Origin of the sequence: Amycolatopsis sp. NPDC052450, assembly GCF_044547565.1 — a bacterium.
Taxonomy (GTDB): domain Bacteria; phylum Actinomycetota; class Actinomycetes; order Mycobacteriales; family Pseudonocardiaceae; genus Amycolatopsis.
Window position 1 is genome coordinate 19,041 of the sequence record NZ_JBIUAQ010000014.1, and the last position, 23,449, is coordinate 42,489.

Annotated in this window: 25 protein-coding genes; 10 read left to right on the forward strand and 15 right to left on the reverse strand. The window is 69.4% G+C overall.

Annotation, left to right across the window (positions count from 1 at the left end):
* Nucleotides 1-122 precede the first annotated feature (122 nt).
* The 4 genes from ACIHAO_RS23200 to ACIHAO_RS23215 all read right to left on the reverse strand — a co-directional run bounded on the left by ACIHAO_RS23200 (nt 123) and on the right by ACIHAO_RS23215 (nt 2,703).
* Complete coding sequence (locus ACIHAO_RS23200; protein ID WP_396560964.1) at nt 123-590, reverse strand: hypothetical protein; 468 nt, start codon at nt 588-590, stop codon at nt 123-125.
* Nucleotides 591-860, reverse strand: a complete 270-nt coding sequence (locus ACIHAO_RS23205; protein WP_125783966.1) for a DUF1905 domain-containing protein — start codon at nt 858-860, stop codon at nt 591-593.
* Nucleotides 861-899: 39 nt separating this feature from the next.
* On the reverse strand, nt 900-1,406 hold the full coding sequence (locus ACIHAO_RS23210) for a flavodoxin domain-containing protein (RefSeq protein ID WP_396560966.1): 507 nt from the start codon (nt 1,404-1,406) through the stop codon (nt 900-902).
* Between the two features lie 88 nt (nt 1,407-1,494).
* The gene (locus ACIHAO_RS23215) at nt 1,495-2,703 is read right to left on the reverse strand and encodes a nitric oxide synthase oxygenase (protein ID WP_396560968.1); all 1,209 of its coding nucleotides are present in this window, start codon (nt 2,701-2,703) and stop codon (nt 1,495-1,497) included.
* Between the two features lie 375 nt (nt 2,704-3,078).
* Between ACIHAO_RS23215 and ACIHAO_RS23220 the strand changes: the two genes are divergently transcribed.
* Together ACIHAO_RS23220 and ACIHAO_RS23225 are read left to right on the forward strand one after the other, a co-directional pair.
* Nucleotides 3,079-4,095, forward strand: coding sequence for a CobW family GTP-binding protein (locus ACIHAO_RS23220; protein WP_396560970.1), 1,017 nt, complete (start codon nt 3,079-3,081; stop codon nt 4,093-4,095).
* Nucleotides 4,096-4,197: 102 nt separating this feature from the next.
* On the forward strand, nt 4,198-4,464 hold the full coding sequence (locus ACIHAO_RS23225; protein ID WP_396560972.1) for a hypothetical protein: 267 nt from the start codon (nt 4,198-4,200) through the stop codon (nt 4,462-4,464).
* A 66-nt stretch (nt 4,465-4,530) separates the two neighbouring features.
* On the opposite strand, the gene ligD is transcribed toward ACIHAO_RS23225, so the two are convergent.
* From ligD to ACIHAO_RS23240, 3 genes are read right to left on the reverse strand one after another with little or no spacing between them, the layout of a single operon-like run.
* On the reverse strand, nt 4,531-5,532 hold the full coding sequence (gene ligD / locus ACIHAO_RS23230; RefSeq protein ID WP_396560974.1) for a non-homologous end-joining DNA ligase: 1,002 nt from the start codon (nt 5,530-5,532) through the stop codon (nt 4,531-4,533).
* Entirely contained in the window at nt 5,529-6,608 is a 1,080-nt protein-coding gene (locus tag ACIHAO_RS23235) for an ATP-dependent DNA ligase (RefSeq protein WP_396560976.1), read from the reverse strand. Before ACIHAO_RS23235 ends, ligD begins: the two co-directional genes overlap by 4 nt.
* Nucleotides 6,609-6,646: 38 nt before the next feature.
* A complete protein-coding gene (locus tag ACIHAO_RS23240) occupies nt 6,647-7,798 on the reverse strand; it encodes a DUF1015 family protein (protein WP_396560978.1) in 1,152 nt (383 codons plus the stop codon).
* 111 nt (nt 7,799-7,909) lie between these two features.
* On the opposite strand from ACIHAO_RS23240, the gene ACIHAO_RS23245 reads away from it, so the two are divergent.
* The gene (locus tag ACIHAO_RS23245) at nt 7,910-9,430 is read left to right on the forward strand and encodes an MDR family MFS transporter (RefSeq protein WP_396560980.1); all 1,521 of its coding nucleotides are present in this window, start codon (nt 7,910-7,912) and stop codon (nt 9,428-9,430) included.
* A gap of 36 nt (nt 9,431-9,466) precedes the next feature.
* Here ACIHAO_RS23245 and ACIHAO_RS23250 read toward each other — a convergent pair whose 3' ends face one another.
* Nucleotides 9,467-10,357, reverse strand: a complete 891-nt coding sequence (locus ACIHAO_RS23250; protein WP_396560982.1) for a TIGR03854 family LLM class F420-dependent oxidoreductase — start codon at nt 10,355-10,357, stop codon at nt 9,467-9,469.
* A 197-nt stretch (nt 10,358-10,554) separates the two neighbouring features.
* Between ACIHAO_RS23250 and ACIHAO_RS23255 the strand changes: the two genes are divergently transcribed.
* The gene (locus tag ACIHAO_RS23255; RefSeq protein WP_396560984.1) at nt 10,555-11,241 is read left to right on the forward strand and encodes a thioesterase II family protein; all 687 of its coding nucleotides are present in this window, start codon (nt 10,555-10,557) and stop codon (nt 11,239-11,241) included.
* Here ACIHAO_RS23255 and ACIHAO_RS23260 read toward each other — a convergent pair.
* Nucleotides 11,231-13,957: an ATP-binding protein gene (locus ACIHAO_RS23260; RefSeq protein WP_396560986.1), complete on the reverse strand. Its 2,727-nt coding sequence runs from the start codon at nt 13,955-13,957 to the stop codon at nt 11,231-11,233. The genes ACIHAO_RS23255 and ACIHAO_RS23260 overlap by 11 nt on opposite strands.
* A gap of 111 nt (nt 13,958-14,068) precedes the next feature.
* Between ACIHAO_RS23260 and ACIHAO_RS23265 the strand changes: the two genes are divergently transcribed.
* Together ACIHAO_RS23265 and ACIHAO_RS23270 are read left to right on the forward strand one after the other, a co-directional pair.
* Nucleotides 14,069-14,665 (forward strand): hypothetical protein, encoded by a 597-nt coding sequence (locus tag ACIHAO_RS23265; protein WP_396560988.1) that lies wholly within the window; start codon nt 14,069-14,071, stop codon nt 14,663-14,665.
* Nucleotides 14,662-15,174, forward strand: a complete 513-nt coding sequence (locus ACIHAO_RS23270) for a YceI family protein (RefSeq protein WP_396560990.1) — start codon at nt 14,662-14,664, stop codon at nt 15,172-15,174. The genes ACIHAO_RS23265 and ACIHAO_RS23270 overlap by 4 nt, the downstream gene beginning before the upstream one ends.
* On the opposite strand, the gene ACIHAO_RS23275 is transcribed toward ACIHAO_RS23270, so the two are convergent.
* Nucleotides 15,175-15,606, reverse strand: a complete 432-nt coding sequence (locus tag ACIHAO_RS23275) for a DUF6292 family protein (RefSeq protein ID WP_396560992.1) — start codon at nt 15,604-15,606, stop codon at nt 15,175-15,177.
* A gap of 100 nt (nt 15,607-15,706) precedes the next feature.
* Entirely contained in the window at nt 15,707-16,150 is a 444-nt protein-coding gene (locus ACIHAO_RS23280) for a MarR family winged helix-turn-helix transcriptional regulator (RefSeq protein WP_378429244.1), read from the reverse strand.
* 104 nt (nt 16,151-16,254) lie between these two features.
* Between ACIHAO_RS23280 and ACIHAO_RS23285 the strand changes: the two genes are divergently transcribed.
* Nucleotides 16,255-16,650, forward strand: a complete 396-nt coding sequence (locus tag ACIHAO_RS23285; protein WP_396560994.1) for a DUF5313 domain-containing protein — start codon at nt 16,255-16,257, stop codon at nt 16,648-16,650.
* Between the two features lie 136 nt (nt 16,651-16,786).
* On the opposite strand, the gene ACIHAO_RS23290 is transcribed toward ACIHAO_RS23285, so the two are convergent.
* A complete protein-coding gene (locus tag ACIHAO_RS23290; RefSeq protein ID WP_396560996.1) occupies nt 16,787-17,725 on the reverse strand; it encodes a hypothetical protein in 939 nt (312 codons plus the stop codon).
* A gap of 198 nt (nt 17,726-17,923) precedes the next feature.
* Here ACIHAO_RS23290 and ACIHAO_RS23295 point away from each other — a divergent pair, with 198 nt between their 5' ends.
* Nucleotides 17,924-18,886: an RluA family pseudouridine synthase gene (locus ACIHAO_RS23295; RefSeq protein ID WP_396560998.1), complete on the forward strand. Its 963-nt coding sequence runs from the start codon at nt 17,924-17,926 to the stop codon at nt 18,884-18,886.
* A gap of 366 nt (nt 18,887-19,252) precedes the next feature.
* Here the strand turns inward: ACIHAO_RS23295 and ACIHAO_RS23300 are convergent, their stop codons facing one another.
* The gene (locus ACIHAO_RS23300; protein ID WP_396561000.1) at nt 19,253-19,858 is read right to left on the reverse strand and encodes a hypothetical protein; all 606 of its coding nucleotides are present in this window, start codon (nt 19,856-19,858) and stop codon (nt 19,253-19,255) included.
* 138 nt (nt 19,859-19,996) lie between these two features.
* Between ACIHAO_RS23300 and ACIHAO_RS23305 the strand changes: the two genes are divergently transcribed.
* A complete protein-coding gene (locus tag ACIHAO_RS23305; protein WP_396561002.1) occupies nt 19,997-20,572 on the forward strand; it encodes a hypothetical protein in 576 nt (191 codons plus the stop codon).
* On the opposite strand, the gene ACIHAO_RS23310 is transcribed toward ACIHAO_RS23305, so the two are convergent.
* Nucleotides 20,544-21,323 carry an alpha/beta fold hydrolase gene (locus ACIHAO_RS23310; RefSeq protein ID WP_396561004.1) on the reverse strand — a complete coding sequence of 260 codons (780 nt, stop codon included), beginning with the start codon at nt 21,321-21,323 and terminating at the stop codon, nt 20,544-20,546. The genes ACIHAO_RS23305 and ACIHAO_RS23310 overlap by 29 nt on opposite strands.
* A 98-nt stretch (nt 21,324-21,421) precedes the next feature.
* Here ACIHAO_RS23310 and ACIHAO_RS23315 point away from each other — a divergent pair, with 98 nt between their 5' ends.
* Nucleotides 21,422-22,048 carry an alpha-ketoglutarate-dependent dioxygenase AlkB gene (locus ACIHAO_RS23315; RefSeq protein ID WP_396561006.1) on the forward strand — a complete coding sequence of 209 codons (627 nt, stop codon included), beginning with the start codon at nt 21,422-21,424 and terminating at the stop codon, nt 22,046-22,048.
* A gap of 3 nt (nt 22,049-22,051) precedes the next feature.
* Here the strand turns inward: ACIHAO_RS23315 and ACIHAO_RS23320 are convergent, their stop codons facing one another.
* The gene (locus tag ACIHAO_RS23320) at nt 22,052-23,326 is read right to left on the reverse strand and encodes a cytochrome P450 (RefSeq protein ID WP_396561008.1); all 1,275 of its coding nucleotides are present in this window, start codon (nt 23,324-23,326) and stop codon (nt 22,052-22,054) included.
* Between the last annotated feature and the right edge of the window lie 123 nt (nt 23,327-23,449).

The following is a 23,449-nucleotide window of genomic DNA, read 5'->3' on the forward strand; positions in this document are numbered from 1 at the left end:
TATCCGCCGACGCGATCCCTGGTGACGATGCGACCACCGTGACGTCGGCAGCCGGTGCGCCGGCACCTGACGGAAGTCCGTGAAGGCGAGACTGCCGCGGCTGCGCCGCGCCGCTCAAGAAGTCACTTGGGCGGGCGCAGCCGCGGGGAAAGCTTGGTGAGCGCCAACGCTTCCAACCGTTTCGAAATCTCCGCGAGCCCGGCGTCGAACCGGTCCAGATCGACGCCCTCGCCGGCCAGGTCGTCGCGGACGTGCTTCTCCACCTTCGCCCAGTCGTTCCGGTATCGGGTGGCGAGTTCCTTCCATGGCACGCCTGCCAGCCCGGCGGTGAGGCCGCTGTCGTAGGCGAGCACGCCGCGTTCCATCAAGTACGCGATGCCCGGGTAGCCGAGATAGCCCTGCCAGTAGGACCCGTTGTCGTTGGCCGTGATCGACCCCGCGGCCGGATCGTGGCGGACGTCGTAGGTCTTGGCCTTGTCCGACGAGGCGACGCGCGCCGTGTCACCGTCGATCTCGACCCGGCCGTCGGCCACCGCGCCGAGCGCCTCGTAGATCTTGATGACCGGGGACGGCTTCCACTCCGCGGCCACTCAGCCCTCGAGCCGCTCGAGCAGGACGACGTCCACCGTGTCACCTTCCTCTTTGCCGATCGCTTTGCGCACATCGGCCTTCACCGGGAGCTTGTGGGTGCCGTCGCCCAGCGCCATGAACGAACTCCGGAACGGATGTCCGTCGATGGTCCCGCGGACCTTCACCAGCCCCTTGGTACCGAAGTACTCGGCGGAGCCGGGCATGACGACGTACGTCCAGCCGCCCTTCTCCGGGCTTTTGAGCAGCTTCGCAGTGAACCGTTTGTCCATGCAGGTATCGTACGACAGGCCACCGACGAAACCGGTACTTCAAAGGGTGACGCGGATGCGCACGCGGCGGCCGACGTCGCGGGCCCAGGCCCGGATCGACGGCCAGTCACGGAAGTCGCCCGCCCAGGGGCCCGCGGCCATGATCTTCCAGAACAGGCCGCTCGCGGTGGCCGGGGTGAGCCTGCCGCCGAAGGTGGCCGTGCGCTCGGCGTCGATCCTCGCGGCCAGCAGGGCGACCCCCGCGGGCAAGCTCACCCGTTTGCCCGCGGCGAGCGGCCCGCAGGGCCCGCTGTGGAACAACCACACCGGACGGTTCCGGAGCGCCTCTTCGTGTTCGGTGAGCAGCCGCACCGCCTCGGGGCGCCAGCGCCGGTGGTGCAGCGCGCTCCCGACGATCACCGCGCCGTACGGTTCGACGTCGTCGACCTCGGCCGCGTCCTGCAGATCGGCCGTCAGCCCGGCTTCCCGCAGTTCGGCGGCGATCACCTCGGCGATCTCCCTTGTCCCGCCGGATCTGCCGGCGTGGGCGACGAGCACTGCGGTCATGCCGCCATTCTCCGCGCGGCCGCGATCCGTGCCACCGTCCGACCCATCGACACGCCGCATTCGGCTCACCTCTTCACCCGTCGGAGCGCTATCCGGGAGGCAGGAACGCCGGTCTCGCGGCCGGATCGGGCTCGTCGTAGTAGCGGTGGAACACGGCGGTCTGCCCGCCGGACAGCGGCGGGACGATCCAGCTCCAGTCCGCCTGGCACCGACGGCCCGCACGCTCCTCCTTGGCGATATGCGTGAGGAACCGCCGTGATTCGGTGTGGTGGTCGGCGACGGTCACGCCCGCCGCGTCGAAGGAATGCTGGACGGCGAGCGTCAGTTCGACCAGCGCGCGGTCGCGCCACAGGGTGCGTTCCGACTTCGTCGACAGCCCCATCAGGTCCGCGATCACCGGCAACAGGTCGTAGCGGTCGGTGTCGGCCAGGTTGCGCGCGCCGATCTCGGTGGCGAGGTACCAGCCGTTGAACGGCGCCGCGGGGTAGGTGATCCCGCCGATGACCAGCCGCATGTTGCTGATCGCGGGCACCGCGTGCCAGCGCAGTCCGAGCCCGGCGAACCAGCGGTGGTCGGGATGCGACAACGGGACTTCCAGCACGGCGTCCGACGGCAGCCGGAACAGGCGCCGCTCCCCCGGTTCGGACTCGATGAGCAGCGGGAGCACGTCGAAGGAACCTTTGCGTTCGGGCGGACGCCAGCCGTACTCCTGGACGGTTTCGGTGAAGTCGGCGTGGCGCGGATCGCCCAGCACCGAGCCGTCGCCGAGCCGATGGCCGGCGTAGCGGATCAGCTGCTCGTTGTGGATCTTCGGGCCGGGTCCCGCCGGACCGTCCGGCGCGAACACGGTGATGGTCGAGCGGATCCGGCCGCCTCGGGTCGCCTCCCGCAGATGGGCGACGCACTCCTCGGCGATGGCGGCGGCGTCGACGACGTCGCGGCGATCCCGCACCTTCAGCCCCTGCCAGTACAGCCTGCCGATGCACCGCGCGGAGTTCCGCCAGGCCACCCGGGCGCCGAACTCGACCTCGGCCGCGGTGTGCCGGTACGTCCCCGTCGCGTGGATCTCGGCGCGGACCCGGTCGAGCCGCTCGTCCAGTCCCGCGGTCCCGCCGTCCGTTTCGGCGTGGAAGAGCCGGAGGAAGTCCTCCGCCTCGGCCACGTCCACGCTCCGTTCCCGCGAAGCCACCTCCGGAGGCAAGCGGGGGATATCCGTCACCCGCATGGAGGCCGTCGTCACCTCGGCCTCCCACTCTCCGAATTCGACGCCGGCACCGGCGGCGGGAACGATCACCATTCCTCCTGCACTCGGAAATGCCCGGAGGATCACGCCCGCACGGCGAGCCGGCCGGGTCCGGACCAGACGAAAGACGATACCCCACCGAAAGAAGGCCACGATCCACCAAATGGCAGAAGCTTCGTCCTCGCTGACATTTCAGCAGGCAGAAAGCTTGCCGACGACAATATTTGGAATTGCCTGCGACTTCGCGGAAGATTCACCGAATTGCGTCAGAAAAAATGATCACGCTCACCCAAGATCGCTTTATGATCGTCGTTAATCACTCTTTCGAGCGTATTCATCCACGGACTCTTCTGTTCTTTCCCCGGACCGGTGTATTGCCCCGCCACCGCCGTCGCTAGAGTGCGGGAAGCTCCGACGGAAAGGAAAATCGTGGTCGACAGGCGGATTCCGGTCATCCTGGTCGCGGGCTTCCTCGGCTCCGGCAAGACCACCCTGCTCAACCACCTGCTGGCCAACCGGCAGGGCGCGCGGATCGGTGTCGTGGTCAACGACTTCGGCAGCATCGCGGTCGACGCGATGGCCGTCTCGGGCCAGGTCGACACCATGATGTCGTTCGGCAACGGCTGCCTGTGCTGCGCCGTCGACGCGAGCGGCCTCGACGCCATGCTCGCCAAGCTTTCCGAGGCCGAGGCAGGCATCGACGTCATCGTGATCGAAGCCAGCGGACTCGCCGAACCACGTGACCTCATCCGCTTGATGATCGCCAGCGAGAACCCCGTCATCGCCTACGGCGGGCTGGTCGAACTCGTCGACGCGGCCGAGTTCGAGGCGACCAGGAAGCGGCATCCGGAACTGGACGAGCACCTCGGGTTCGCCGACCTGGTCGTGCTCAACAAGACCGACCGGGCCGACGAGGACACCCTGGCCAAACTGCGCGGCACGATCGACGAGATCGCACCCGGCACCCCGGTGATCGCGACCTCCCACGGCCGGATCGACCCCACCCTGTTCTTCGACGCGCGGCCGCGCGAACGGGCCGGGCAACTGTCGTTCGACGATCTCCGTGAGGAAGAGCACGACCACGAGCACCACTTCCACACCGCGTACGACAGCGTCGCCTTCACCACCGAACGCCCGCTGGACCCGCGACGGCTGATGGACTTCCTCGAACAGCGTCCCGGCGGCCTCTACCGGATCAAGGGTTTCCTCGACTTCGGCCCGAATGGCGAGCAGTCCCGGTTCGGCCTGCACACGGTGGGCTCGTTCATCCAGCTGGAACGGTCGGCGTGGCCGTCCGGCCTGCCGCGCCGGAGCGAACTGGTGCTGATCGGCTCAGGAATCGACACCGAGGCCGTCACCGCGCGTCTCGGGGAGTGCGTCGCGGACGATCCCGAGGTCGTCGACGAGCGGGGCATGCTGCGCGTCCTGCGGTTCATTCAGGACTGACACGCCGAAAGGCCGAAATACCGGGAATCGCGGCGAGTCTCGTTGACACTGGCCTGCGGAAGGAATCTCGAGCTGGACCACCTGTATCGGGAGGACAGTTCCATGACGAACACCGCCGGACGCTGGTACCTGGTCGGCGCGCTGCCGGAGGACTCCCCCGCCGCGCACATGATGACCCGCTCCGAAGACCTCCGCTACCGGCGTTCCGCCTGCGGGGAAAAGGAATCCCGCCGGTGGACGCCGGTGGATCTCACCGGCACCGACGTCGCCCCGTGCCCGCGCTGCGCCGCGACCCTGCCGAGCCACCGCTCCACCCGCAAGGCCGAACGCGCCGTGCACACCCAGCTCGCCTTCGACCTCCCGCTCTGACCGCAATTCGTCACCTGGTTGCGATCCTTGCGCTTCGCAATCATCGCAACCAGGTGCCGAATTGTCTCAGTCCTTCTTCGCCCGGCTCGGGGCGACCCGGGGCGGCTCGTTCGGCATCTTCGGGTAGACGGGCGGCCATGGCGCGTCCATGAGCCCGTTCGCCATGTCCTTTCGCGACATTTCCAGCAGCGGCTCGATCGACTGCGGTTTCGTTCCCGCCCAAGGGTCTCCGCGTTCGGCGAGCCGAGCGGGCACAGTGGACAGCGTGAGCTCGTCCGGCTCGACGGTGTCCAGTTCGTCCCAGCCGATCGGCGTGGACACCTGTCCGCCGACCCGCGGCCGCACGCACCACGCGCCGAACACCGTCTTGTGCGGCGCGTTCTGGTTGAAGTCGACGAACACCCGCGAGCCGCGTTCTTCCTTCCACCACTGGGCCGTCATCTCCTCCGGGTGGCGGCGCTCGAGTTCGCGAGCGAGCGCGACGGCGGCCGCGCGGACCTCGTAGCCGTCCCACTTCGGTTCCAGCGGCACGTAGAGATGAAGGCCGCGCGAGCCCGAGGTCTTCAGTTGCGCGGCGATGCCCAGCTCGTCGAGCAGCGCCTTCGTCAGGACGGCGCCGTGCCGCAATTCGGGGAAGCCGATCCCCGGCGACGGGTCGAGGTCGACGCGCAGCTGATCGCTGATGTCCGGCGCGTCGGCCCGGTTCGGCCAGACGTGGAAGCCGAGACAACCCTGGTTCACCGCCCAGACGACGTGGGCGAGGTCCTTCGCCACGAGCGCGTCCGAAGTGGTCCCGTTCGGGGTGGACACCACCGTCGTGGTCAGCCAGTCCGGCGCGTTCTTCGGAACCCGCTTCTGGAACCACGACTTCCCGCCCGCGCCGTCCGGATAGCGCTCCAGCAGCAGTGGCCTGCCGCCGAGCTGCGCCAGCAGCGGCTCCGAAACGGCGCGGTAGTACTCGACGAGGTCCAATTTGGTCTCGCCGTTCTCCGGGAAGTAGACCTTGCCCGGATTGGACACCGTGAACTCGACGCCGTCGAGGTCCAGCGTGACCGGCTCCGCTTTCATGCTTCCCCCAGCTCGGTGAACAAGGTGGCCAGCTCGGCGGGCGGGACCTCTTCGAGCTGCGCGTACGTGCACGAGGCCGGTTCGCGGTCCGGGCGGAAGCGCACGAGCCGCCCGCCGTGGCGGAACCGCGTGCCCTCGACGTGCTCGTAGCGGACCTCGGCGACCCATTCGATGCGGACCGGCTCCCAGCTCAGATCCTTCTTCGGCGCCCACCGGCTGCCCGCGCCCGGCATGCGGCCACCCGCCTCTTCGTGCGCCTCGGCCCACTCGCGCCAGGGATGGTTCTCCAGCGCGTTCTCGCGCAGCGGCGCGAGCTCGTCCACCAGCTCACGACGCCTCGCGGCGGTGAAACTGCTGGCCACGCCCACGTGGTTCAGGACGCCTTCGTCGTTGTAGAGCCCGAGCAGCAGCGACCCGACCCCGACGCCGTCCTTGTGCCACCGGAATCCGGCGACGACGCAGTCCGCGGTGCGCTGGTGCTTGACCTTCCACATCACCCGCTTGTCCTGTTCGTACGGTGCGTCGGCGGGTTTGGCCATCACACCGTCGAAGCCCGCGCCCTCGAAGCGGGTGAACCAGTCCTGGGCGACGTCGGGATCTTCGGACAGCGGCGTGAGATGCACCCGCGCGAACTTCGTGTCGACGACGCTTTCGAGCAGCTTCCGCCGCTCCTCGAACGGCTCCGGCGTCAGGTCCCGGTCGTCGAGGGCGAGCAGGTCGAACACCACGAAACTGGCCGGCGTCTCCGCGGCCAGTTTGGTCACCCGGGACGCGGCCGGATGCAGGCGCAACTGGAGCGCCTCGAAGTCGAGGCCGCCTTCGGTGACCAGCACGATCTCGCCGTCGACGACGCAGCGCTCGGGCAGCGCGTCCTTGAGCAGGTCCACCAGTTCGGGGAAGTACCTCGTCAGCGGCCTGTCGTTGCGCGAGCCGAGCACGACCTCGTCACCGTCGCGGAAGACCACGCAGCGGAAGCCGTCCCACTTCGGCTCGTACAGCAGCCCCGGCGTGCGCGGCAGTTCGTGCACGGCCTTGGCCAGCATCGGCTTCACGGGCGGCATCACGGGCAGTTCCACGAGGTGATCCTAGGCCGGGCCACCGACAAAAGCGCGGCTCAAAGCTCGGCCAGCAGGAGCCCGCTGCGTGGTTTCGGCGTGAAATAGGTGGCCTTCCTCGGCATCCGCGACCCGGCCGCGTGCACGGCGAGCACCTGCGCGTACGGGACCGGGGCCAGCAGCAATACCGCGTCCGCGTCTTCGGGCACCGGCACGCCCGGCAGCAACGGCCGCACGTTCGGCCCCTCCGGATCGACGCCGAGTGCCCCGCGAAGCAGCTTCTGTTCGACGACGGCGTGGTCACCGCCGGCCTTGCCGAGCACCACCCGGAAGGCTGATCCGCCCGCCAGCACGGTCATCTCACCCTCCTCGGTCGGCGGGTCCGGCCGTCCGAGATGGACGTCGAACCCCGCGTCCTTCCATCGCCGGGCCAGCGTGTCCGCGTCGAATCCGGTGCCGGTGAGCACCCGGTGGATGGGGCCGATCCGCAGCGCCGGTCCGCCGGTGACGAGCGCCAGCAACGCGCCGCGCCCCGATTTCGCGGCGGCCGCGACGCGATGATTTCCGTCCGCGACCAGGAGATCCATTTCGTCCAGTGCGGCCAGCAGTTCGGACTGGCCCTCGCCGGGACCGGCGAGCCACAGTTCGTGCTCACGGCCCGCGCCGTCCACTGTGGACAGGCTGGGCGCCTGCCCCCGGCAGAGCCGTTCGATCAGCGCGGTCAGCCGACGGCCGCCGGTCGCGGGGACGAGCATGGCGGCACTCGTGGCGACGCCGAGCCCGGCGAGCATCGCGGCCCGTTCCTCGACGACGTCCGGGTAGACGTCCTCGGTGTGCCGGACCCGCGTCACCCCGTCATCCCGGACCGCTGCCGGGTCGACCAGGCACAGCACGCCCAGCGCCACCCCGTCCGGCCCGTCGATGCGGTACGGCGCCACGACGTCGGCGACCGGCCGGTAGTGCCGCTGCCGGATGCGTTCGAAGGTGGCCCTGGCCTGCGGCAAAGCCGCCTCGATCGAGAGGCCGCCCGCCAGCGCGGCCGGAGTCCTGGCCGGATGCTGGACCGCCAGCAGACTGTCGCCACGTGCCTCCGCGAGCGCGGCGGCCACCCGATCCGGGTCGGCGAACTCGTCGACGTCGGGTCCCGGGACGGTGTCGCGGACAACCCAGCCACGGTCGATCGGGCGGATCCAGGTGCTCATCCGATCCATTTTGCGGGATAGCTCACGGAAAAAATCGGTCCCATGACCGGGTGTCTCCATGGAATGCTTACCCATGCGAAGTAGTTGACCCCCTTCATGAGCCCGAGGAGACCGCCACAGATGACGACCCCGGCCCCGGTCACCGCGAAGGAAGGGGTCGGTTTCCGCTCCGAACGCGGCCCCGTCCTGATCGCCGTGATGCTGTGTTCCGGCCTGATCGCGCTGGACTCGACCATCATCGCGACGGCGGTGCCGTCGGTGGTCGCCGATCTCGGCGGGTTCTCGCAGTTCCCGTGGCTGTTCTCGATCTATCTGCTGACCCAGGCGGTCACCGTTCCGCTGTACGGCAAGTTCGCCGACGTGCTCGGCAGGCGTCCGGTGATGTTCTTCGGGATCGCGGCGTTCCTGCTGGGCTCGGTGCTGTGCGGCGCGGCATGGAGCATGCCGGTGCTGATCGCGGCCCGCGCGGTGCAGGGCATCGGCGCGGGCGCGATCCAGCCGATCGCGCTCACCATGGTCGGCGACATGTACACGGTCGAGGAACGCGCCAGGGTGCAGGGCTACCTCGCCAGCGTGTGGGCCATCTCGTCGGTGGTCGGGCCGACGCTGGGCGGCGTGTTCGCGGAGTACCTCGACTGGCGCTGGATCTTCTTCATCAACCTGCCGCTCGGCGCGCTGGCGGCGTGGATGCTGTTCCGGAACTTCCGCGAGCGTGTCGAACGCCGCTCACACCGCATCGACTACCTCGGCGCCACGCTGCTCACCCTCGGCTGTTCGCTGCTGATCCTCGGCCTGCTGGAAGGCGGGGTCGCCTGGGGCTGGGCGTCCGCGCCGAGCGTGGCGATCTTCGGCGGCGCGGTGGCGCTGCTGGTGGCCTTCGTGTTCGTGGAACGCAAGGCCGACGAGCCGGTGCTGCCACTGTGGATCTTCACCAAACGGACGTTGATCGGCGGGAACCTGGTCGCCGTCGTGGTCGGCATGCTGCTGATGGGCCTCACGTCTTATCTGCCGACCTTCTCCCAGGGCGTGCTCGGCACCGGCGCGCTCGTCGCCGGATTCGCGCTCGCGGCGCTCACCGTCGGCTGGCCGATCTCGGCGTCGCTGGCCGGCCGGATCTACATGCGGATCGGGTTCCGGGACACCGCGCTGATCGGCAGCGGGATCGTCATCGCGGGCGCGGCGCTCACCGTGTTCCTGGCGGCGGGGTCGTCGATCTGGCTGGCGGCCGCGGCCGCGTTCGTCCTCGGACTGGGGCTGGGGCTGGCGTCGAGCCCGACGCTGATCGCCGTGCAGTCCACGATCGGGTGGGAACGCCGCGGCGTCGTCACCGCGACCAACATGTTCAGCCGCTCGCTGGGCAGCGCCGTGGGCGTGGCGATCTTCGGCGCGATCGCGAACGCCACCCTGGCGAGCCGCTTCGCCAGCCCGCCCGCGGGGGTCACCGGCCTGCCGTCCGGCGTCGACGCGACCAGTGTCGTCCTGGAGGGCCACGGCCCGGACACCCCGACGACGACGTTCGTGCGCGGCGCCCTCGCGGACGCCACGCACCACGTCTTCCTGGCGATGCTGGTGGTCGCCGTGCTCAGCGTCGGCGCGCTACTGCTGATGCCGCGGCGCACCGAAGAGCTGAAGTTCGACTAGCGCGTGAGGGTGGTGCGCCGGTCCACGGTGACCCACTCAGTTCTGCATCGGCACGGCGTGCTCGACGAAGTTCTCGACGAACCGCTCGATCGGCTCCGTCCCGGCCGGGTACAGCACGAACTTGCTCAGCCCGGCGTCGATGTACTCGGCGATCAGGTCGCGGGCGGCGCTCCAGCCGCCCGCGATCAACCGGGACGGGTCCGCGTCGGACCGTGCCGCGACCGAAGCCGCGAGCGCGTCCGGGATCCCGTCCTCCGCGACGATGAGGGAGATGCCGAAATGGTCGGCTTCGACCTCCCGGTCCGCTTCGGCGGCGGCCTTCTGGATCGCCTCGCGGCCGGCGCGCGCTTCCTCCGGCGTGAGGAAACTGGCCAGCCAGCCGTCCGCGAGCCTGCCGACGCGGCGCAGCGCGCCGGGTGCCTTCCCGCCGAGCCAGAGGTCGAGACGGTTGACCGGGCACATGCCGAGCCCTTTGCCCTCGACGCGGAAGAACTCGCCCTCGAAGGTCACCACTTCCTGTTCCAGCAGTGCCCTGATCAGCCGCAACGACTCGTCGAACACCGCGGCGCGGCGGCCGGGCGGCACCGGGAACAAGGGCAGTTCGGCGTCGCGCGCGGGTTTCAGGCCGAAGACGGGGAGGACCCTTTTCGGTGCGAGCGCGGCGAGTGAGGCGAGCTGTTTGGCGACCAGGACCGGATCACGGCCGGGCAGCACCATCACCCCGGTGCCGACCTTCAGTTTCGTGGTGCGGGCGAGCGCGTGCGTCAGCCCCACGACCGGGTCGATCCTCGGCGAGTACACCGCTTCGGGCAGCCAGAGCGAATCGACGCCCGCCCGCTCCAGCAGGTCGACCGCGGCACCGAACTCCTCTGCCGCCGTCCCGGTCCCCAGCCCCGCACCGACCCTGATCTTCAGGTCCTCCGCCACACTCGCTCCCTTCCGCCAGGCCCCGGTGTCCAGTGTTCTCACGTGAAGAACCCCGCACAAGCATGGACTCGCCCCGCGAATCCCCCGTACATTCCAGTGTCGCGTGGGCCGTCCGCGCGCGGATTGGGGGATTTTCGATGGCAGGGCAGGATCTTCGCCGCTGGACACGTTGCTTTCATCCGGCGCCTTCGGCCGGGATGAGACTGATCGCCTTCCCGCACGCGGGTGGATCGGCGAGCGCGTTCCGGTCGCTTTCGGCGGCCCTCTCGCCCACCGTCGAGGTGCACACCGCGCAGTACCCGGGACGGCAGGACCGCATGGGCGAGCCGGTCGTCGACGATCTGCACGTCCTCGCCGAACAGCTGGTGGACGTCGTCGCCGCGCTCCCGAAACCCTTCGCCCTCTTCGGCCACAGCATGGGCGCCATCGTCGCGTTCGAGGTCGCCCGCCGGCTCGAAACGCGTGGCCTCGTCCCCGCGGCGCTGTTCGTCTCGGCCCGCCGCGGCCCGGACGTGCGGAAGGACACCTCACACCACCTCGCCGAAGACGACACGTTCCTCAAAGAGGTCAGCAGGCTCGGCGGTACGGACGCGTCGATCTTCGACGATCCGGACATCCGCGCGCTCGCGTTGCCCGCGCTGCGCGGCGACTACAAGGCCGTCGAGACCTACCGGTACCGGCCCGGCTCCGACGTGAGCTGCCCGCTCGTGGCGTTCACCGGGGACGCGGATCCGGTTCTGGAGGTGCCGGACGTCGAAAACTGGCGTGAGCACACCACGGGCTCGTTCGAGATGGAGGTGTTCGAGGGCGGCCACTTCTTCCTCGACGCCAATCTCGACGCCGTCGTCGCACGCATCCTCGGCAAGCTGACCGTCAGTCCCTGAGGCCTTCCCTGCTCGCCCACGCGACGACCTCGGTCCGGTTCGCCAGCCCCAGTTTCGCCAGGATGCTCCGGACGTGGCTTTCCACCGTGCGTTCGGAAAGCACCAGCTTCTCGGCGATCCGGCGGTTGCTCAGCGCGTCGGCGAGCAGGACGACGATCTCGCGTTCCCGCCCGGTGAGCGGGTCGGCGGCGCGGCGTTCGGCGCGGATCCGGTCGAGCAGCGCCGCGGCCCGCGCGAGCGGCCCCGGGATGGCCAGCCGCCGGAACTCGTCGAGGGCCTCGCGCGCGAGGCCTTGGGCACGAGCGAGGTCGCCTCGGGAGACAAGGACTTCGGCGAGCAGCAGCCGAACCTGGGCGACACCGGGCCGGGCGCCGATGCCTTCGTTGACGACGATGGCCCGCTCGTACAGCCGCACCGCTTCGTCGTGGCGGCCGAGGACGGCGTTGAGCCTGGCGGGCTGTTCCAGGGTCGAGCCGGCGCAGAAGACGCCGGCACCGCCGGACACGATCGGCCGCACCTCTTCGAGGCGCCGCAACAGGTACTCCGCCATCTCGACGTCGTGGAAGGCCTCGACCAGCGGCACGAGGTTGGGCAGCGCGCCAGTGCTGTGCAGCGCGAACTCCGGGCTCCGCACGAGCGGTACCAGCTGCTCGTACCGGACCCTCGCCTCGTCGAGGTCACCCTTGAGCAGGCTCAGCAACGGCCGCGAAACCAGCGTCACCGGCAGATGCGGGGCCCGGTCCAGCAACCTCGCGTAGTCGCCTCGCAGCTCGCCGGGATCACCCGTGAGCAGGACGAGCTGGATGCGGAACGCGTAGGACATCCCTTTCGCGGAGAAGTCGTCCGCGAGTTCGGTGTCCGCCAGTTCCTCCGCCGCGAAGTCGAGTTCGCGTGCCTCGGCCAGATCTCCCCGCAACGCCAGCACCGAACTGCGCAGCCGCAGGTCATGCCAGCGGATCAGCGGCAGCCTCGTCAACCGCGCCAGTGCCGTCACCGCGACGAGTTCGTCGTCGGCGAGCGCCATCCGCCCGTCCTCCAGCGCGGCGTCGATCCGCCATTTGTGACCCCACAGGGAGACCAGCGGCTGCCCGGTCCGCGTGCCCAGTTCCACCGCGAGCGCCCCGAGCCGCAGCCGCTCGGACGACGGCAGCGTGTCCGGCGCGACCTTCATCCGGGCGCGGAGGCTGTCGACCAGCGCCTCGGGATCGCCTGACTCTTCAGCGAGCGCGAAGGCCTCGTCGGCGAGTTTCCCCGCTTCGGCGAATCGGCCGTAGTCGGCCTCGACCGACGCGCTGTGCGCCAGCAAGCGGGCCCGCGTCGTCTTGTCGACCCAGTCCACGGCGAGTGCGCGTGAGGCGAGGTCGCGGATACCGGGCAGGAGATCCGGCGCCGCGACGTCGCGGACCACCAGTGCCGCTTCGGCGACCAGCCCGGCATCGGCGGCCCGGCGGGAGTGGTCGAGACTTCGCGCGAACCGGCCGGACCGGTATTCGGCGACGGCGAGATCGAGCAGCAGCCCGGCACGGTCCCTCTCGGACAGTCCGGCCTTCGAGCGCGCGTCCAGCGCGATCGCGAGAAAACGCGCCGCTTCGTCGAAGGCCAGTGCCCGGTTCGCTTCGGCGGCCGCGAGCGCCGCCCATTCCGCCGTCTTCTCCGGCGCGGACGCCGAACGCAGCCAATGCCCCGCGACCGTTCCGGCGAGCACGGGAGCACGCCGGGCGCGCTCCTCGAGCGCGGCGGCGGCGCGGCCGTGCAACGCTTCCCGCTCGGCCTGGCCCAGATCCGCGTAGATCCCGTCGCGGACGACGGCGTGCGCGAACCGGCCGTCACCCAGCACCCCGGCCCCCGCCGCTCGGTCGAGCCCGTCGACGACCTCTCCGAGCGGCAGCCCGGACACCTTCGCGAGCAGAGCGGCTTCGACGTCTTCGCCGATCACCGCCGCGATGGCGAGCAGCCGCCGCACCTGGGGTTCGAGCGCCGCCACCGCGGCACGGACGAGGTGCCCCAGTTCCGATCCACCCGCCGAACGCGCGATCGCGCCGAGATAGAGCGGGTTCCCGCCGGAGCGGCGATGCGCCTCGCGTACCTCCTGCTCGGCGGGCGTCGTCCCCGCCAATTCGGTGAGCAGCGCCCGGACATCGGGCTCGGCCAACGGCGGCAGTGAAATACCGCGGGCGCCCGGACGGCGTAGGAGATCCGGCAGCGCGGCGTCCAATGCGGGCGTGTGCCCGGTGTCCCGATGCGTCGCGATCACGGCCAGCTTCGAGCGCCGCAATTCCCCCGCCAGATGCCGCAAAAGGCGCAAGGACGCCTCGTCCGCCCAGTGCAGGTCTTCGAGGACGACGACCAGTCCCGACGGCTCCGCCGCGGCCACCAGCGCGTCCGCCGCGGCGGCGACCAGCCGGAACCGCGCGGCCTGGACGTCGGCGACGCCATCGGCCTCGGCGAAAGCCCTCGTCACCGCCGAATCGACCGACGGCAGCGCCTCGACGACCCGCCGCCACGGCCACAGCGGCGGCGCTCCGGGATCGTCGGCGCACCGGCCCCACACGACCGCGGAGGCACCGGCCGTGGCCTCCTCGACCAGCCGGGTCTTGCCGATCCCTGGCGGCCCGGAGACGAGCACGAGCCCGCCGGAGCCCGCGGCGGCGTCCGCGAGCCTGCCGCGCAGGCTCGCCAGTTCGCCCACCCTGCCCACGAACGGTTCCCGGTTCACGGAAGGAGTATCGCGCTCCGCGCCCGATTCCGTACCGCCCTGCGTACTGGCACTGATGTCCGGACACCGCCGGGAGCGCAGAGTCGGCACGTCCGACGGAAAGGAAAACCCATGTACGCCACCGTTCACCAGTTCCGGCGTTCGCACGCCGACGAGCCGGAAGGCTGGGGCCACGCCCTCGCCGCGGAACTCCACCCCGGCACCGGTTCACCGGGCACCTGCACCCTCGCCCAGATCGGCGGCCTGACCGGGCTCGTCGTCGCGTTGTGGCGCGACCGCGGCTCCGCGCTGGCGGCCGGGGACCACCACACCCCCCGCACTTTCGACGCCCGCGTCTACGAGGTCTCCGACGTCGAAAGCGGCACTGCCGAGCCCAGGGTCGCGCAGGCGACCTGGTTCGACCGGCCGCTCACCCAGGCTGAGGCCGACGCCGCCGACTTCGGCGGGCGCGAGCGGATCCGGCCCGCAGTCCAGGGGCTCGGCGGGATCGCCGGTTTCTACGTCCTGACCGCCGAGGACAGGTCTCGTCTCGTTCTCGGTTTCACCGAGTCGATCGAGGCGATGGAAGCCGTCCAGAAGGCGGTCATGAGCACGGAACTGCTACCCGGCGAGGACCCGGCGCTGCTGTCCGGGCCGGACCGGATCGACGTCCACCGCGTGCTCCACACATCCCTGCCCGCACCCGGTCTGGTGGGTGAGCCGCGATGACCGCCGGAACGTCCGCGCGCGTCGGCACCTGGACCGTGCTGGCCGAACGGACCTCGGCCGCGTTCACGGTCCGGAACTTCGGTTTCCGCGTGGTCCACGGTTCGATCCCGGTCAGCCTCGGCTCGGTACGCGTCTCCGGAAACGGCGTCACCGCCGTCGAAGCGGCCCTCGACCTCGACGGGATCGACACCGGCAACGCCAAACGCGACGCCGACCTGCGCAAACCCGGTCTGCTCGCGATCGACGCGCATCCCGTGCTGACCTTCGCCGCGGACCGGATCGAGGGTGGCTCCGGCGAGTGGTCGGTCGAAGGCACTCTCGGCGCGCGAGGCGAATCCTGTCCCCTCACGGTGACCGCGACAGGGCCGGTGGACAACGGCGACGGCACCTGGCGGGTGCTCGCCGGTGCCGTCTTCGACCGGCGGGCGCTCGGTGTCCGCGCGCCGAGGTTCCTGATCGGCGCGGAGATCACGATCGCGCTCGACGTGGTCCTCGCCCCGCCCGGCTGATCAGGCCCAGGCGGCGAGTTCCTTGGCGAGCGCGGACGGTCCGCCGGCGGTACGCAACGTCGGCGGGCCGGGCCAGCAGTCCTGGTGTTCGCCGGTACGCAGGGTTTCGGCGAACCGGGCGACCAGCCGCGGCTGCGACGCGACCGTGCGGCCGCCGAGGTACGCGACGACGACGTGGTGGTCGTCGTCCGAATGGGTCACCACGGCGGCCGACCAACCGTGCTCCTCGTGCCACATCAGGTCGACGTCACGTTCGGGGAAGCCGGGAAGGCGCCAGTTCAGCCTCATCCGCGCGGCGACCGGACCGGTGAGGTCGACGGTGCACGAATCCCTCCGTATCCCCAGCGCCGCGGCCACGTCTTCCAGGTAGGCGTTCAGCCTGGTCACGAGCTCCAGACCTGCTTCCGTGGGCGCGGGGGTCGAGGTGGTCACGGTCCCTCATCTTCCTGTCACATTGAGTTGGCGTGACGGGAATTACCCACCCCGGCGCGGCTTCACACCCTCATTTCGTCACACCCCGGTTTCGGTTCGCTCAAGCCGTGGCTTCGATGACGCGAGTCAGGGCTTTGTGCAGCGCCTCCAGCTCGGAGACCTCCATGCCGAGCTTCTCGACGACGCGGTACGGGATTTTCTCCGCCTCCGCGCGCAACGCTCGACCGGATTCCGTCAGCTCGACCGTCAGCAGCCGCTCGTCCTCGGCGCTGCGTCTGCGCGTGACGTAACCGATCGTCTCCAGCCGTTTGAGCAGTGGCGACAGCGTCGCGGGCTCGGCGCGCAGGGCGACACTCAGATCCTTGACCGCCTGCGGACCCCGCTCCCACAGCGCCAGCATGACCAGATACTGCGGATGGGTGAGCCCATGGGGCTCCAGCAGCGGACGGTAGATGGCGATGACGCTGCGCGACGCGACCGACAGCGCGAAACACACCTGACGCTCCAGCGCGAGCGGATCCTCGCCCAGATCGATCGACTTCATCTCCGGCCCCTCCGAGTTCATGCCGCCGATCCTAACCGTGACGCTAATGTTTAGCGTACTAATCATTAGTGTACTGTGAGAGCATCGACGGAAGGAGTCGCCCGATGCCCCGCAAGCGCCCGGACGTGTTCCGCTGGCTGTGGTACTCACTCGGCGGCAGGCTGCCCGAGCGCTACCACGACTGGATCCTCCACGACGCCACCACCGGAAGCTGGCGCTGGCGACACGTCGCCCGCAGCACGGTGATGATCGCCCCGCTCTGCGCGGTGTGGCTCCTCCTGCCCGGCCCGCTCCCCTTGCGGCTGGCGATCGTGCTGATGGCCGCGCTCGTGGCGTACTTCTACTCGATGGCGTACATGGAGGAGAGCATCGAGCACCGGCTCGCCAAGAACGGCTTCCCGCCGGGCATCGGCCGCCGGACCCGCGCCGAGGCCACCGCCATCGCGGAGGCCGACGTGACCGAGCGGTACCTCGCGCGGTACCGAGACCAGGCCGGATGACGCTCCGCGGTCAGTCACGTCGCCGACGCGGCAAGCGTGCGCGGCGATCCCGCGGTGCGCGGTCACCGGTGTTGCGAAAGCCACTTTCGCAACGTTGATGGTTGCGAAAGTGGCTTTCGCAACGCACTGCGGCCACTCAGGCGGCTCGGCTACGGGCTTCGGCGGCACGATGCGCGGCCACGAGTTCGGCGGCGACGCGCCTGGGTTCCGTTCGCAATCGACTGGGCAAGGTCTGAAGGACCACGATGCCTGCCGCCGCATATCTGGCGTTTCTCGCCACTGTCGCGGCGTACTGCTGCTTGCCGAAGTGGAAGTCGTACGAATCGATCTCCCAGGCCAGGCCCACCGCCGCGAAGTAGCCGTCGGGAGTCGCGATGTACTCGCCGTTTTCGTCTCGTAGCTCGCGATTCCACCGAGGCTCCGGCAAACCGGTCATCCGCCACACCCGCATCGCGTCGACCTCCGCGGCCGATCGGGCACCATCAGCGATCCGATGCAACGCTTCGCGCGGGATCGCGGTGCCACGGCTACTCCCGGCATCGAGCTCGCCGAACAACTCCGGAAGGCTCGCACCCCGCTGCACCGCCTCGGAAAGCAGAGCCGAAACGTCCTGTCGCGAGCCGAGCCGGCGACACTCGTCGAGAACCGACCGGACCAAAGGTGCCAGCGGCACTCCATCGAACACGACCGCCTGCGGCAGCCGGGTCGTGCGTTCGATGATCACCTGCCCGGAACCGCCGATCTTGTGTTCAAGCGGCACAAGCAAGTGAACGCGGAACGGCTGGTCCGGCAAGGCCCGCAAACCCTGCCGTCGACAGGAGACGGCCCCCGTCACCACCGCGTCCGGCCCCGCGTACAAGAGGGCGGCATCGATCAGCTGCCGTCGCGTCGGCTCGCCGGAATGCAGCAACACGACACCCGGAAGCAGCCGTTGCCACGGCTTTCCCGGACGGCACCGGCGATAGCAGGTCATGGAAGGAACGCCGAGTTCCGTCAATCGGGCGACGGTGATCACGCCACCACGGCTGTGCTGATGGAGCCCCTCGGGATCACGGGCCCACTCTCCGGATTTCACACCATGATCGTCGGCGCTTCGGACCATCGCGCGCCACCGTCTTCCCCTCGACCTGTGGACAACTCGCCACATCAGCCTCACTGTGGATAACTCGCCAGACGTTGCGAAAGCCACTTTCGCAACGTTGATGGTTGCGAAAGTGGCTTTCGCAACCTCACGTCGGTCCACTCCACCTGGTCGCGGCTAGAGTGCGCGGTGATGAGACGCAAGCTCCGCCCGCCGCTGCCGCCCCGCCACGGGCTCGACCCCGCGAGGCTCAAGATGCCCGCCGAGGGACCGTGGACGACGTTGCGGGAGCACCTCGTCGAGCGGCTCCCCCGGGTCGCGCCCGAGCGGATCGTGGAGATGCTCCGCGAGGAGCGCATCGTCGGGCTGGACGGGCCGCTCGGCGTCGACTCGCCGTTCGTGCCGGACTCGTTCATCTGGTTCCACCGGGATCTGCCCGACGAGGTCGAGGCTCCCTTCGAGATCTCCGTCGTGCACCGCGACGAGCATTTCCTGATCGCCGACAAACCGCATTTCCTCGCGACGATCCCGCGCGGACGGCACATCCTGCAGACCGCGCTGGTCCGCCTCCGCCGCGAACTCGACCTCCCGGCGCTCAGCCCCGCGCACCGGCTCGACCGGGTGACCGCCGGGCTCATCCTGTTCGTGAGCACCCCCGAACTTCGTGGCAAGTACCAGACCATGTTCCGGGATCGCTTGGTGCACAAGGAATATGAGGCGATCGCGCGGTACGATCCGGACGTCGTGCTGCCGCGCGAGATCAGCAGCCGCATCGTCAAGGAACGTGGGGTCATCGCCGCGCAGGAGGTCGACGGCCCGCCCAACGCCGAAACCCGCGTCGAACTGATCGAGCACCGCGACGGCCTCGGCCGCTACCGCCTGATCCCCGCGACCGGCCGCACGCATCAGCTCAGGTTGCACATGAGCGGCCTCGGATTGCCGATTCTCGGCGACGACTTCTACCCGGAGCTGACCGAAACCCCGCTCGACGACTTCACCGAACCGTTGCAGCTACTGGCGAAGGTCCTCGAGTTCACCGATCCGGTCACCGGGGAACGCCGCCGGTTCGAAAGCAAGCGGACACTCGAAGCGTGGACGGATCTCGACTCGTGGCGCCGAGGTCCGGAACGAGTAGTGAGTGGCGATTCAGGTTAGAACCAAGGACTGTGAGTCCGTGAAGGCCTTCCCCAAGTACATGAAGGCCCCCTTCCTGTACCCAGGCGCAAGGAAGGAGTCCTTCATGTACTGGGACTCTGCGCGTGAAGGCCCCTTCCCTACTCTTCAGCGCTTCCCACGGCCCGGCGTCGAAATCCTATGTCGTGAAGGGCCCCTTTGAGCCTTCAACGTCTCAAAGGGGGCCTTCACGCGCAGCCGCCGTGACTGCTGGCGCCTGTGAAGCAAACTTGGCGATTACCGAGTCCGCGGCCTGGCATCAACCGCAGCCTCAACCACGTAGGTACCTAAGACACCCTTGGCCCTAACCCGAATCGCTACTCACGACCCCCGACACCGTTCTGCGCCTTACTTACGCCAGAACTTGATCCCGCTCCAGGTCACCTTGACCGGCCCGGCGCCGCTGGCCGTCCGGTAGGCACCGAACTTGTCGTAGTAGCTGCCGCCGCTGCTGCTGACGGTCTGCTTCAGCGAACCGTTGATGTACACCTTGTGCGTGCTTCCGACCTGGTGCACGGTGTTGACCCGCACGGACGTCCCGACGGTCGCGCCGCTCCCCAGGGTGTCGCCGCCGTGGACGGCGTAGAGTCGCCCGCCGCGTTCGACCGCGAGCATGAAGTACGGTCCGGCGGTCGGCGCGTCGCGGAAGGTCTGTTTCAGGCTGATCCGGCTGCCCGCCATGCTGGTGATCCGGAACGATCCTTCGAACTGCCTGGTGCCGCCGGTGTGGGTCACGTAGCGCCGCTCGGCCCGCTGGTCCCCGCTTCCGGTGGAGCAGGTCAGTTCGAAATTCAGCCCGTCGACGTTTCCGCACCCGCGTTCCTGGACGTTGAACGAGGGGTTCTCCGCCGTCCACGGTCCCGTTCCGACCTGGGCGGTCGCCGGCACCGCCGACGCCATCAGGCCGAGGACGGCCGCCGTGGCCACCCCGGCGGTCCGAAGTCGTCTCCGCATCCTGCCTCCTGCACACTCAGGGCGGCGGTGATGGTCCAGACCAGGACCAGGCTGCGACTGTACGAGCACGAACCGTCATCGGACAAGACGTTGACGCTCCGGCGTCCCGCTGATTGGGTACCGAAGGTGATCCTTTCCATGACGGTCCTCGAAGGATTGGCGGCCGGGACGATCGATCTCGCCTTCCGGCGCTGGTCGAAGCAGAACGTCCGCCAGGGCGACGTCATGCGCCTGGAGGCCGGCGTGATCGAGGTCGGCTCGGTCGAGACCGTCGATCCGGCGGCGATCACCGATGCCGACGCCCGCCGCTCCGGAGCCGACTCGGCGAACGCGGTCCGCGGCACCCTGCGCGGCCCCGCGGACGCCCCGGTGTACCGCATCCACCTGCGCTACCTCGGACCCGATCCCCGCCGTGCGCTCAGCGCGGAGGCGGAACTGTCCGAAAAGGACTTCGAAGCCGTTCGCGAGCGATTGTCCAGGATGGACAGACGACGGCCGTGGACCCACGAAACCTTGCGGATCATCGCCGGGAATCCCGGCCGCCGGGCACAGGAACTCGCGGACCTCCTCGGCCGCGAGAAGGAAACACTGAAGGTCGACATCCGCAAGCTCAAGAACCTCGGACTGACGCTCAGCCTCGAAGTCGGCTATCGGATCTCTCCACGCGGCGCGGCCTACCTGCGCCTCAGCGAGGATCCCGATAGAACGCGCTGAGTTCCGGCACGAGCCGCTCCGGCGGGACACTGTGGAACTCGCCGTCCAGCTCCACTTGCCTCGCCCCCGGGGTCGCCTTCGCGGCGACGAGTGCGGCGGCCTTGAGCCACTCCGTGCTGCCGTTGCTGTTCACCAGGAGGACAGGCGTCGCGATCGTCGCCAGTTCGCCCGGCACCTTCGAGTCCCTCATCACGAAGGCGTCGTAAACGAGAGTAGGCGCGAACGACCGGAGTTCGGCCCACATCGGCGTCGCCTTGGCCTCGGCGACGGCCTCCGCGGGAGAGCCGACCGCGGACATCATGAACAGGGCGACGGCGTCGTCCCAGCGGTCCGCCGCGACCAGGCCGCGCATCTCGTCGGCGTACCCCTCGGGGACTTCTTCGGTTTCGCCGCGATAAGGCGGCTCGAAGACCGACAGGCGCGCCATCGGCACGCCGGCCGCGGCGGCGAGGAGGGCCAGCGCGCCCCCGGAGGAGATGCCGTGCACGATCACCGGCTCACCGAGTGAAGCGACGACAGCGGCCAGGTCTTCGATCTCGCGCTCGACCGCGTACGGCGCGGTGTCGCCACTGTCGCCCCGGCCCCGCCGGTCGTAGGTCACCACGGAGAACTCGGCCGCCAGCTCCGCGACCAGCGGTTCGTCACCGTGCCGGTCGTTGGCGGCACCCGCGACGACCACCACCACCGGCCCCGCGCCGCGCCGCTCGAACACGATCGGCGTTCCGTCGGCGGACTTCGCTGTGTTGATCATGCGGCCATCGTGCCCTTCCTCGCCGCCGGACGCAGGTCATTTATCCCACTCGAACATGCGTTCGACAAATGATCAGGACCGGGGTATGTTCGGTTGCCATGACCCCCGCCCTCCAAGCCTCACTGTTCGACGAGTGCGCCGCGCTCGGGCTCGGCTCGCTCGACGGGATCCGGCGCACCGAACTGACCAGGGGCGCCTGGATCGACGTGCTGCCGGGCTGGCTCACCGGTGCGGACGAACTGTTCGCCCGGCTCGCCGAAGACGTGCCGTGGCACGCCGAACGACGGCAGATGTACGACCGTGTCGTCGCCGTCCCCCGGCTGCTGAGCTACTACCGCGAGGGCATGCCGCTCCCCCACCCGATCCTCACGGAGGCGAGGGAGACGCTCTCGGCGCACTACGCCGATGAGCTCGGCGAGCCGTTCGTGACCTCGGGTCTGTGCTTCTACCGGGACGGGCGCGACAGCGTCGCCTGGCACGGCGACGACACCGGTCGCTCGCGCACCGAGGACACCATGGTCGCGATCGTCTCGGTCGGCGCCGCCCGCCAGCTCGCGCTGCGCCCGCGTGGCGGAGGCGAAACCGTCCGGCACGCCCTCGGCCACGGCGACCTGATCGTCATGGGCGGCAGCTGCCAGCGAACGTGGGAACACGCCATCCCCAAGACCGCCAAACCGGTCGGCCCCAGGATCAGCATCCAGTTCCGCCCGAGAGGAGTCGCCTGAGAATCAGTCCAGCAGCACGGGAAGCGCGTCGACGCCGTAGACGATCGAGACCTTCCGGAAGTCCACCGCCTCCGGTTCGACCGCCAGCCGCATCTCCGGGAACCGGCGCACCAGCGCGGGATACGCGGTGCGCAGTTCCATCCTGGCCAGTTCGGCGCCGATGCACCGGTGGATGCCCCAGCCGAAGGCGAGATGCGACGTCGGCTCGCGGGTCGCGTCGAACTTCTCCATGTCCTCGCCGAGGACGCCGTCACGGTTAGCGACGCTGAGGGAGACCAGCACGATGTCGCCCTTCGCGATCCGGACGCCGCCGACCTCCATGTCCTCCTTGGCGAAGCGCGGGAAGGCCATCTGCACGACCGTCAGGTAGCGCAGCAGTTCCTCGACGAACTTGTGGACGGCGTCGTCGTCGCCGCGGACGGTCTCGAACAGCTCGCGGTCCTTGAGCAGCACGAGCGCGCCGAGCGCGAGCATGCTCGCCGTGGTCTCCAGCCCGCCGGTCAGCACGCCGTCGGCGAGGCCCGCCAGCTCGCGGTCGTCGATTTCGTCGCCGTGGTCCTTGATGAGCATGCCGAGCAGTCCGTCGCCCGGGTTCTCGCGCTGCTTCTTGACGATGTCGTCCAGATAGGACAGTGACTCGGTCATCGCGCCGAGTGACGCGCCCGCGCCGCCGAAGAGGTCGAACCGCGCGGTGCTCAGCCGCTGGAAGTCGTCGCGGTCCTCGTACGGGACGCCCAGCAGCTCGCAGATGGTCAGCGACGGGATCGGCAGCGCGAAGGCCTCCCACAGGTCGACAGGGCCGTCCGCCTTCGCCATCACGTCGAGCTGGTCGGCGACGATCTCGTCGATCCGCGGCGTCAGCCGGGACAGGCGTCGCATGGTGAACTCCGGCGTGAGCAGGCGTCGCAGCCGGGTGTGCACCGGCGGATCGGCGAACCCGAGCCCGCCGGGGTTCTGGTCCTCCGTCACGCCCGCGTTCCCGACCAGGTTGGTGAAGTCGTTGCTGAACTCGCTCACCTTGCCGAGTACGGCCTTGGCCTCGTCGTAACCGGTGACCAGCCAGCCGTTCATCCCGAACGGCAGGTCGAGCTTGCTGATCGGCTCCGTCGCGCGGATCCGGCCCAGCTCGGCCACCGGGTCGAGGCCGTCGCGCTTGAGCGGCAACAGCGCGTTGTCCGGGATGATGGACATCTTGGACAGGTCGAAACCGTTCTTCTGCTGACGCGCGAGGTAGCGGCGGCCGATCCAAGCCAACACACGCGAGCGAATGCTCCCCATACTCTGCACCCTACTCCAGCCGCTGAGTACCTGACCTGGCACAACAGGGCGCCTTCGCCCGGCAGGACGCACGACGGCATCACCCCGCCGTCCCACTCGATTAGTCACGTCCAGAAAGTCGGA